This is a genomic window from Paenibacillus sp. VMFN-D1 (assembly GCF_003386155.1).
GTDB lineage: Bacteria > Bacillota > Bacilli > Paenibacillales > Paenibacillaceae > Paenibacillus_AQ > Paenibacillus_AQ favisporus.
Window position 1 is genome coordinate 123,815 of record NZ_QRDU01000007.1, and the last position, 10,211, is coordinate 134,025.

Consider the following 10,211-nt stretch of genomic DNA (forward strand, 5'->3'; position numbering starts at 1 on the left):
ATGGTGAAGAAGACATTCAGCGTTGTTCTGGGATCGATCGGGGTCGTTTTGGCGGTGATGGCTATCATATTCTGCGCAAGCGTCTGGGAAGGGCGAACCTTGCTTCAGCCTTTGACGCCCTTGGTTCAGAATGCGGTCAAAACGGCTCCGGACAATGAATCTGCAAGCGAAAAGAGTTCTGCTGTCATCGGACGGCAAACCGATCCGGTCCATGTGGGCCAAGCGGGGCTGCTAGCCTCCAATACGACGAAGAAACCCGCTCCGGTCAGCCCTAAAACGGTATATCTGACCTTTGACGACGGCCCCAGCGATTTAACGGGCCAGGTGCTGGATATTTTAAAGAAAAACAAGATTGGTGCAACCTTCTTTGTTCTCGGTGAGCAGGTAAAGAAATATCCGCAGCTCATTTCGCGGATCTACGAGGAAGGTCATGCCATCGGCAATCATACATATGACCATAATTATACCGAACTCTATCAATCTTTTCCTGCGTTCTGGGACCAAATCAAAGATACCGAAGAGGAGATACGCCTGATTACGGGAGAAAGGCCGCAGCTGGTCAGGGCCCCCGGGGGAACGGCGGGGCATTTTGACGACACGTACTTTAAACTGCTGCAGCAGGCAGGGTACGTCGTGACGGATTGGAACGTGGACAGCGGCGATTCCAAGCGGCGTGATGTCCCGGCTGCAGAGATCTTGAAAGGTGCAACCACGGACGTTCCGGGGGGCAAGGTAGTACTTCTCATGCATGACGGTCCCGGACATTCGGAAAGCGTAAAGGCCCTCCCGCAAATTATTAACTGGTACAAGGCCCGCGGATATCAGTTCGGTGTGTTGTCACCGCAAGACCCGCCGGTTCAATTTAAAGTAAATGCCGCAGCCCGCGGACTGAAGCGAAGCGCGCCAAGCGCCGCCTGGATCCAGTCGCATATCGCGCAGAATGCCGCATTGTTTGAGCCTGGCAAACCGCTCCGCCTGGATGTCGGCGGGCTCGAGACCACGCTGGATAACGGCGAGTACAGCATCGTTGACGGACATTACATGGTGCCTTTGCGCGCGCTGACCGAGCGGATTGGGGGCAGTACGGCCTGGGATTCGGCCGGGGCGGCCTGGGTCGCCTCCTTGTCGGTGGATGCCGCGGTTTCGCTGCGGATCCATGCGGATACGGGCAGGCTGGAGGCGGTGGAGGGCAATCAGGTGATCTCTAGGGCGACGCTGCAGGTGCTGACGGTCAATGGATCGCTGTGGGTACCTCTGCGCAGCTTGTTTGAAGCTTCCGGCTATGCCGGAATCACGGCATCGGTTAATGAAGAGGAGCGTCGGGTCACGGTATTTTAACGGTCGGATGCCCAATGGAGCGAATCTACGATTTTTGCAGAGGATTTCATCACTCTTAAAAAATGAGCCGGTGCGGCAGGTCTACTTCCTTTTCTACATGGAGAGAATATTGATAGATTCCCTGTTTTGTCGGGAACAAGCCATGATTGGAAACGGAGGTTGTTACTTTGTCGACTCCATCGGTGTTTCATGATGATGTTGCCCCGGAATTATTGAACCGCGTCTTATCGCGCGTCGGATCCGTTATCGTTGGTAAAGAAAAGGAAATACGCCTTGCCCTAATATCCATGCTTAGCGGCGGCCACATTCTGTTGGAGGATGTTCCGGGGGTAGGCAAAACGATGCTGGTCCGGGCCATTGCCGCTTGCCTTGGCTGCACGTTCGGCCGGATCCAGTTCACATACGATTTGATGCCCGGCGACGTAACGGGCACTTCGATATACCATCCGCACAGCGGCAGCTTTGAGTTCCGGCCCGGGCCGGTTCTCTCCAATATTGTGCTGGCGGACGAAATCAACCGGGCTTCGCCCCGGACCCAATCCGCCCTGCTCGAGGCGATGGAAGAGCGGAAGGTGACCGTGGACGGCACCACCTATACGCTTCCACGCCCGTTTCTGCTGCTGGCGACGCAAAACCCGCTTCATTTCGAAGGGACTTACCGCCTGCCTGAGGCGCAGATGGACCGGTTCATGATGCGGCTGAGCCTGGGGTATCCGGAGCCGGCTCAAGAGGTGGAGCTGCTGACGCGAATGCAGCTGGAGCATCCGCTGGACGCCATAAAGCCGGTCATGCTGGCGGAAGAAATGGCGAACATGCAGCGCGCCGTCCGCGGCGTCTTCGTAGACGAGTCCATCAAGCTGGCCCTCGTCCAGGTGGCCGACGCCTCGCGCCGACATCCGAACGTCCAGCTCGGCATCAGCCCGCGGGGGACGCTGGCCTGGATGAACGCATCCCAGGCTTCGGCCTATATGGCCGGCCGCTCTTATGTCATCCCGGATGACATCAAGGATACCGCCGTGCCGGTCCTCGCCCACCGGCTGATGCTGAACCATGCCGCGCTTCTTGCAGGGGCCAGCGGCGAGGAGCTGGTCCGGGAGCTGCTGCAGCAGCTGGTGCTGCCCGTTCACTCCCGCAAAGGAGGCCGCTTATGATGCGGCGGGTCCTCGAATGGGGGATCGGGCTGGCCGTGCTGGGCGGTCTGGTGGCCATGTACCGGCTGCACGGAGGCGAGGCCTTATGGTTCATGATGTTTGTGACCTGCCTGGTGCTGGCCGGCGGCATGCTGGTTCAGCTGCTCGGCCCCCGGCAAATCCGGGTGGAACGCAGCTTGCCCCAAAGCCTGATTCCGTCGGGGGAGGCCGTGCCCGTGACGATGCGGATTCATTTCCGCTCACCGCTGCCCCTCCCCTGGGTGGCTGTGGAGGATTATTATACCGGCGGGAGCTTCCGGCGTGTGCTCTTCCCGGGATTTCGGCGCTCTTTAACGTATCGCTATGAGATTCCCGCTCTTCCGCGGGGGCATTACGGGTTTGAAGCTTGTGCGCTGGAATGGGGCGGCTTGTTCGGCTGGTTCCAGGGAAGGAAGGTCGTTAAGGGAGAAGGCCGGTTTATCGTGCTGCCGGAGCCGCTGCCCGTCGGACAGGAATGCCGGCCGGCGGCTTCGCTGTCTTCCAGTGAAGAGGCCAGTGTCCGGCCTCCCCGGTTTGCGGACGGTATGAAGGGGATGGAGGTGCGGGAATACGTTCCGGGGGATCCGCCGAACCGTATCCATTGGAAGCACCTGGCCCGGTGGGGCCGCCTGCATACGAGCCTGCCGGAGGAGGCGCAGCATTCCTCTTACGCGGTCATGATCGACCGCTCCTTCAGCGGTTATATGCCGGCCGGCGCTCGGGCAGGCGACGTCAGCGGCGAGGCCGCGCAGCGGGGGTTCGAGACCGCCGTATCGACGGCGGCAGGGCTGCTCGTTGAAGCCGGTCGTGCCGGCGAGAAGGCGGTGCTGCTCGGCTCCGGGCTCCGTGTCGATGTGCCGGGAAAAGCCGGAGGACCCGGCCCTGCGTTAAGGCAGGAGACCGGGCAAGAGGTCACCGGCATGCTCGCAGCCTTGTCGGGACTGACGTTGGCCGGCGGCATGCCGCTGCCTGCACAGCTTCAGGAAGCTGCCGGGAACTTGAAAGGCCAAAGAACGGCCGTCGTCACCGGTTATCTGACCGACGAGCTGCTCCGCGCCGTATCCGGGATCATCTCCTCCGGGGGATATGTGGATATCTATTGCGCAGGCGCCGCGGAAAGAAACGACAGCAGCGATTCGGCATCGTACGCTGCGGCGGTTCACGACCCCGGCCTGTTCCGCCGGGCGGCGCTGCTTTCGCGTCTGGGGGCTGGCGTATTTATCGTGCACGGCGGCCGTGTATCCCGCGTCGGTCACGTGGAGTCGAACTTCCCCGGAGAGGGGGTGGTATAGATGGAAGAGCGTACGGATCCGCTTCTGTACAGACTCATCATCTCTCTGCCCTTTATGGGGCTGTTCGCCGAATGGCTTATTCCGCTCCGGCCGCTGACGGGTTCCACGGACGACGGATTTATGACGACACTGTTATGGCTGACAGCACTTCTGCTGCTGTGGGGAACCCTGCTGGCGAGGTGGACGTTGACCCTCCCGGTGTACTTCCTGCTGGTCGGCACCGCTTGGTATAACGTTTCCGGAGAGGGTCAGCCCTTTAGCTGGCTGATTTCCTGGATATCGCAATGCCGTGATGATATTCTGCTGCTGCTGTCCACCGGGCACTTTGCCGAGACCAGCTCGGAGACCCGGACGCTGGTTTTGATCGTCGGCTGGTCCTTATTGGTTTATTCCGTGCAATCGCTCGCCCTTTCGCGGCGCAGCATTTTTTTGTTCGCCGCGGCCACCTTGCTCTACCTGATATGCCTTGAGACGCTGCTTGGCATCCATATTTACGCCGATATGATCCGCACCTGCGGTTTGCTGCTGCTGCTTCAAGGGATGCTGCATCTGTCCGCACTGCGCCAGAGCGATACGTCGGGGAGGTTTGGCGGCAAGGTGTACGGCACCTGGATCGTGTCGCTCAGTCTGCTGTCCCTCCTGGTCCTCGGCGGCAGCTGGGGACTGGGATATGCGGCCGAGGCCAAGCCTCCGGGGAGGTTATCCTTGGAGCAGGCGGCCGGCCGGCTGGAATCCTGGATCCGTGACAATTACGGCGACGCCTCAGCCGCAGCCGTGACGGGCTACAACCTGAGCGGGGACGATCAGGACATGGGAATGCCTCTGAGCCAAGGGGGCCGGCTCTATTTTGAAGCGGAGAGCCCCGTCCCTACATATTGGCGCGGGGAAACGCTCAGCATCTATGACGGCCGTAAATGGACCGGCCAGGAGGCAAATTCCCGCACCCTGTTCATTCCGGGTGCGGTCCGGCCTGAAGGCTCGGACCCGGAAGCAGAGGAGCCGGCCGCTCCGATGGCCGAGTACCGGACCGTTACTCAGCAAATCATGTTCAGCCGGCCCATGACCGAGAGCTTCCCTCTCTTTGCCGGCGGCCCGATCGCCGAGGTGCTCGACCTGGAGTCGAGCCGGAAATCGGTGTCCCTGACCGTGATCGCCGACGAAGATGCGGGAACGGTCAAGGTACCGCTGATTTCGGGCGTGCCGGAGGTGAACGGCTACCGGATCAAGGCGGACATTCCCGCCGTGGATCCTCAGGTGCTGCGGGAAGATGCAGGCGCGGATCCGGCGCGGGTGAAGGACGAATACCTTCAGCTGCCGGACAAGCTGCCCGAACGCGTGAAGCAGCTGGCGGACCGAATTACGTCGGCGTCGCTCACTCGATATGACGCGGTCGTCGCGGTGGAGGACTATTTGAAAACCTACTACGCCTACACGATGGATACCCGCGTCCCGCCCCAAGGTGAGGACTTTGTGGATGACTTCCTGTTTACGACAAGGAAAGGATACTGCAACCACTTTTCGACCGCTATGGCGGTACTGCTGCGAAGCGAGGGAATTCCAACAAGGTATGTCAGGGGATTTGCCCCGGGAAAAGAGGACAGCGGCCACCCGGGACGCTATCAAATCAGCGAAGGCGACGCTCACGCCTGGGTCGAGGTATATTTCCCCGACTCCGGCTGGATTCCGTTCGACCCGACACCTGGATTTGCGCTGCCTTCCGACAGTGGAACGGTCCAGGCACAGGACGTCCATTCAGGGGGGACTTGGGACTGGGTTCGCCACGCCCTACCGTTGAAGAACATCACGCTCGGGATCGCGTCTTTTATAGCCATGCATGCGTGGATCGCGGTTGGAGCAGCTGCCACCGCTCTGCTGCTGGCCGCCGCCGTCCGCTGCGCCTGGATGTATCGCGGCCTGATTTGGCTGTGGTGCCTGGTGTATTTATCGCGGCGGACCTTTCCGGGCAAGGAGCAGCTGCTCCGGGCGGCGCTTCCGGCCTGGAAGGGCATTACTCGCCGCTATGGCGCGGCTCCGCCGGGGGCCACCGTTCGGGAATACGTGCAGTCCCTACAGGTCGATGATGAAATGATGCGCAAAGAAATGTACGATTTTGCCGCGGAATGGGAAAAGATAGCTTATGGTCAGGTTCCCGTAAGCCGCAGCCAAGGGAGCGCTTTCCTGCGAAGATGCCTTTTGATCGCCGGCAGGCTGGCATAACTTAGGTGCTGCGGCTTCCTTGACGGTATGAATTATCGTTGCGTATAATTGATTTCATTAATTGAGGGAGGCACGGTAATGAATAAGCCAAATGAAATCATCGTTGTCCTCGATTTCGGGGGACAATATAACCAATTAATCGCAAGACGCATCCGCGATCTGGGAGTATATAGCGAGCTCTTGCCTTTTAACACGCCGATCGAGAAGATCCGGGAGCTGAACCCGAAGGGTATCGTGTTCTCCGGTGGACCGCTGAGCGTGTATGCGGAAGACGCACCCCATGTAGACCCGGCTGTGTACGATTTGGGGCTGCCGATCTTCGGCATTTGCTACGGCATGCAGATGATGGCGCAGCAGCTCGGCGGCAAAGTGGAGCGCGCGCACAAACGCGAGTACGGAAAAGCAGAGCTTGAGTTTAAACCGAACACGACGCTTACCCAAGGATTGGACAACCGTCAGGTCGTATGGATGAGCCACGGGGACCATGTCGTTGAGCTTCCGTCCGGCTTCCAGCTCGACGCGGGTACGGAGTCGGCTCCGATCGCGGCGATGAGCCATGGCGAGAAGAAGCTGTACGCGGTGCAGTTCCATCCGGAAGTACGTCACTCCGTGCACGGCAACGAAATGATCCGCAACTTCCTTTATGAAGTTTGCGGCTGCGAGGGCAACTGGACGATGGAATCCTTTATCGAGGATCAGGTTCGGGAAATCCGCGAAACCGTCGGTGACCAGAAAGTGCTGTGCGCGCTGAGCGGCGGCGTGGATTCCTCCGTCGTTGCGATGCTGATCCACAAGGCGATCGGCGATCAGCTGACCTGTATGTTTATCGACCACGGCCTGCTGCGCAAGGGCGAAGCCGAGAGCGTAATGGATACCTTTGTAGGCAAATTCGATATGAAGGTTGTCAAAATCGACGCCCGCGAGCGTTTCTTGTCCAAGCTGGCCGGCGTGGACGATCCCGAACAAAAACGGAAAATCATCGGCAACGAATTCATTTACGTGTTTGAGGAAGAGTCTGCGCGTTTTGACGACTTTGCCTTCCTGGCGCAAGGAACGCTGTACACGGATATCGTCGAGAGCGGAACGGCAACGGCTCAGACGATCAAATCGCACCACAATGTGGGCGGCCTTCCTGAGGATATGAAATTTAAGCTGATCGAGCCGCTCAAAACGCTCTTTAAGGACGAGGTCCGCAAAGTCGGCGAGGAATGCGGTCTGCCTGAAGAAATCGTTCATCGCCAGCCTTTCCCGGGTCCGGGCCTTGCGATTCGCGTGCTGGGCGAAGTGACGGAAGAGAAGCTGACGATCGTTCGGGATTCCGACTACATTTTGCGCGAAGAAATCGCCAAAGCCGGGCTTGACCGGGAAATTTGGCAGTACTTCACGGCATTGCCGAACATGAAAAGTGTGGGCGTCATGGGTGACGCACGTACGTATTCGTACACCGTCGGCATCCGCGCGGTAACCTCGATCGACGGCATGACTGCCGACTGGGCCCGCATTCCGTGGGACGTATTGGAGAAAATTTCGGTGCGTATCGTCAACGAGGTGGAGAACGTTAACCGCATCGTGTACGATATTACCTCCAAGCCGCCGGCCACGATCGAGTGGGAGTAAGGTTAATCGTTATCCTTTTCAAGGTTCAAGATCCGTATCTGCTTAGGCAGGTGCGGGTCTTTTTTTCATTTTCTACATAATTTCCGGGTCGATTCCAAAAGCTAAGCCCTATATAGAATGAACTAAAGAAAAGAACGTTACAGGGCCGCAGTGGGCCTTTATAACAGGAAGTTCAATGCAAAACTTTAGTTCAATCTATCTAGTTAGAGAAAACTGTATAAGGCGCCATCGTTCCATGGGAGAAATATGTAAATTTCCGAACATTGAATCATGTCACACTCTTGATTATTCGTTTTTTCTGTTGACAAGTGAAGCTTGTCTCCATACAATGAATGATGTGAGAAACGACATATGTTCTTTCGTATAATCCCGGGAATTGGCCCGGGAGTCTCTACGAGATCACCGTAATGATCTGGCTACGAATTTAGAAGAGATGATGTCCAACTCGCAGCGCAGCTTGCCTTGACCATGGTAAGTCCAAGCTGATGCTGGCGGGATATCTCTTTCTTTCATTCATAATGTCCGGTGGTCGCTTTGCGGTCTGCCGGGCTTTTTTGTCGTTCTGACTCAAATTTCTAAGGGGGATTATTTGAAAATGGAACGGTTCTTTAAATTAAAGGAACGCGGCACAAATGTAAAAACAGAAATGATCGCCGGTCTCACGACGTTTATGGCGATGGCGTACATCCTGTTCGTCAACAATCTGTTTCTCGGGCCGGACGGTGCGGGTATCCCTCATGAAGGCGTGTTTTTCGCCACCGCAGTCGGCGCGGGCCTCGTTACCATCCTGATGGGATTGTTTGTCAATATCCCGATCGCCTTGGCGCCGGGTATGGGTCTGAATGCTTATTTTATGACCGTCGTGCTTGGATCCAATGGTCAAATTACCTGGCAGGCTGCTTTGGGCGCCGTATTTATTTCAGGTATTATTTTTATCATTCTGACGGTAACGCGCGTCCGGCAAATGCTGATGGTCGCCGTTCCGAAAAACATTAAAACCGCTATTACGGTTGGTATCGGCCTGTTCGTCTCCATCATCGGCTTCAAGCTCGCCAACCTGATCTCAATCACCGTGAACGCCGGTACCGATATCAGCAAGCCGATTGGCGGCGGAAGCTTCAACCTGGCACTAAGCGATTTCTTTACACATAAAGATGCGCTGCTTGCTTTGATCGGACTTTTGATTATCGCCATTCTGATGGTGTTGAAAGTAAGAGGGGCGCTCCTGATCGGCATTATCGTAACGACGCTGATCGGCATTCCAATGGGCGTGACGGACCTCAGCGGCTTGTCCCATGCCAACTGGCTGCCTTCGTTCTCCAACCTGGCTGTCGGAGATCTCGATCTGAAAGGCGCACTGCACATTGGCTTGTTCGATATCGTCTTTATTTTCACGTTTGTGGAGCTGTTTGACACCTTTGGAACACTCGTGGGTACGACGACCCGGATGGGCATCATGAAGGATAAAGAGAAAGGCGAGAAAATCGTCGGTAAAGCGATGCTCGTCGATGCGGTCGGCGTCAGCGCCGGTGCCGTTCTGGGTACGAGCACGATCACTTCTTTCGTGGAAAGCACGGCAGGCGTTGAGGAAGGCGGACGCACAGGCTTGACTGCTATTACGACAGGCGTACTGTTCCTGCTGTCCCTGTTCATCGCTCCGCTCGCGCTGGTGGTTCCTTCGGCAGCTACCGCGCCGGCACTGATCATCGTCGGGGTGCTGATGATGAGCCAGGTTCGGCACATCGAGTGGGACGACTTTTTTGAAGCTTTCCCGGCTTTCCTGACCATCGTACTGATGCCGTTCTCCGGCGGGATAGCCAACGGGATTTCGGCAGGGATCCTGTCCTATGTGATTCTTGCGGTTTTCTCCAACATCTTCGGCAAGCGCAAAGAGAAGGTTCACTGGCTGATGTGGGTGCTGGCCATCATCGTGGTGTGCCGGTTCGCATTCCTCGGTGCCGAGTAAGTTAAGGAATTGATGAGTTGAATGATTTGCCCTTGTCCGCTATGGAGCGGATGAGGGCTTTTTTACTTTTGGCAAATTGAAAAGTATCTATATATAACGCAAAGAAATGTGAGGATGTGGGGAATATATAATGTTGTAGAAAATTATTGGGGAATGCTGTGTGGATCCCTGTTGCTCGAGTGAGCAGGCGCACCCTGATAAGGAGGGAAGTTACTCTAACCGTTAAGACGTGCTTGGAGACAGGGTAGACGTTTGATAGTATATATGAAGGTTATGCATGGTATGCAGCGTGCCACGATTAGAACCAGAGGAACGGAATATACGGGGATATAAATTTTTTGTCGAAAAAGCTTGCAATAGAGTTATAAACATGGTATATTCTAATTCCGGCCAAGAAAACATCGCTTTAAGCGTTGGACAGCAAGCCTGAAAAAACGATTTAAAAAAAGCTTGCAATACTGAGTCGGACTTGATATAATATAAGAGTTGCTGCTGAAACACTGAGTGGTAACGAAATGAAGTTTGATCTTTGAAAACTGAACAACGAGTGAGTATAAACGCGAAGGTCTTATGACCGGAGCGATTGAGATTAAATCAATCTCGTCAGATTCA

At 56.4% G+C, this 10,211-nt stretch carries 6 protein-coding genes and 1 riboswitch; all 6 genes read left to right on the plus strand.

Annotated features, from left to right (window positions below; genetic code table 11):
• The 6 genes from C7820_RS31205 (at position 1) to C7820_RS31230 (ending at position 9,599) form a co-directional block, all read left to right on the plus strand.
• The gene (locus tag C7820_RS31205) at positions 1 to 1,338 is read left to right on the plus strand and encodes a polysaccharide deacetylase family protein (protein WP_258875613.1); all 1,338 of its coding nucleotides are present in this window, start codon (positions 1 to 3) and stop codon (positions 1,336 to 1,338) included.
• A 167-nt stretch (positions 1,339 to 1,505) separates the two neighbouring features.
• Positions 1,506 to 2,489, plus strand: coding sequence for an AAA family ATPase (locus C7820_RS31210; protein ID WP_116234350.1), 984 nt, complete (start codon positions 1,506 to 1,508; stop codon positions 2,487 to 2,489).
• Positions 2,486 to 3,799, plus strand: a complete 1,314-nt coding sequence (locus C7820_RS31215; RefSeq protein ID WP_116234351.1) for a DUF58 domain-containing protein — start codon at positions 2,486 to 2,488, stop codon at positions 3,797 to 3,799. Before C7820_RS31210 ends, C7820_RS31215 begins: the two co-directional genes overlap by 4 nt.
• Positions 3,800 to 6,016 carry a transglutaminase-like domain-containing protein gene (locus tag C7820_RS31220; protein WP_116234352.1) on the plus strand — a complete coding sequence of 739 codons (2,217 nt, stop codon included), beginning with the start codon at positions 3,800 to 3,802 and terminating at the stop codon, positions 6,014 to 6,016.
• A 78-nt stretch (positions 6,017 to 6,094) separates the two neighbouring features.
• The gene (guaA, locus tag C7820_RS31225; RefSeq protein WP_116234353.1) at positions 6,095 to 7,633 is read left to right on the plus strand and encodes a glutamine-hydrolyzing GMP synthase; all 1,539 of its coding nucleotides are present in this window, start codon (positions 6,095 to 6,097) and stop codon (positions 7,631 to 7,633) included.
• Between the two features lie 339 nt (positions 7,634 to 7,972).
• A riboswitch (purine riboswitch) is annotated at positions 7,973 to 8,072 on the plus strand.
• Between the two features lie 156 nt (positions 8,073 to 8,228).
• Positions 8,229 to 9,599 (plus strand): NCS2 family permease, encoded by a 1,371-nt coding sequence (locus C7820_RS31230; RefSeq protein WP_116234354.1) that lies wholly within the window; start codon positions 8,229 to 8,231, stop codon positions 9,597 to 9,599.
• Positions 9,600 to 10,211 lie beyond the last annotated feature (612 nt).

What these genes read in the sequence shown, in the direction of transcription:
- C7820_RS31205 (WP_258875613.1), top strand. Translation starts at nt 1, where the DNA reads ATGGTGAAGAAGACATTCAGCGTTGTTCTGGGATCGATCGGGGTCGTT.
- C7820_RS31215 (WP_116234351.1), top strand. Translation starts at nt 2,486, where the DNA reads ATGATGCGGCGGGTCCTCGAATGGGGGATCGGGCTGGCCGTGCTGGGC.
- C7820_RS31220 (WP_116234352.1), top strand. Translation starts at nt 3,800, where the DNA reads ATGGAAGAGCGTACGGATCCGCTTCTGTACAGACTCATCATCTCTCTG.
- guaA (WP_116234353.1), top strand. Translation starts at nt 6,095, where the DNA reads ATGAATAAGCCAAATGAAATCATCGTTGTCCTCGATTTCGGGGGACAA.
- C7820_RS31230 (WP_116234354.1), top strand. Translation starts at nt 8,229, where the DNA reads ATGGAACGGTTCTTTAAATTAAAGGAACGCGGCACAAATGTAAAAACA.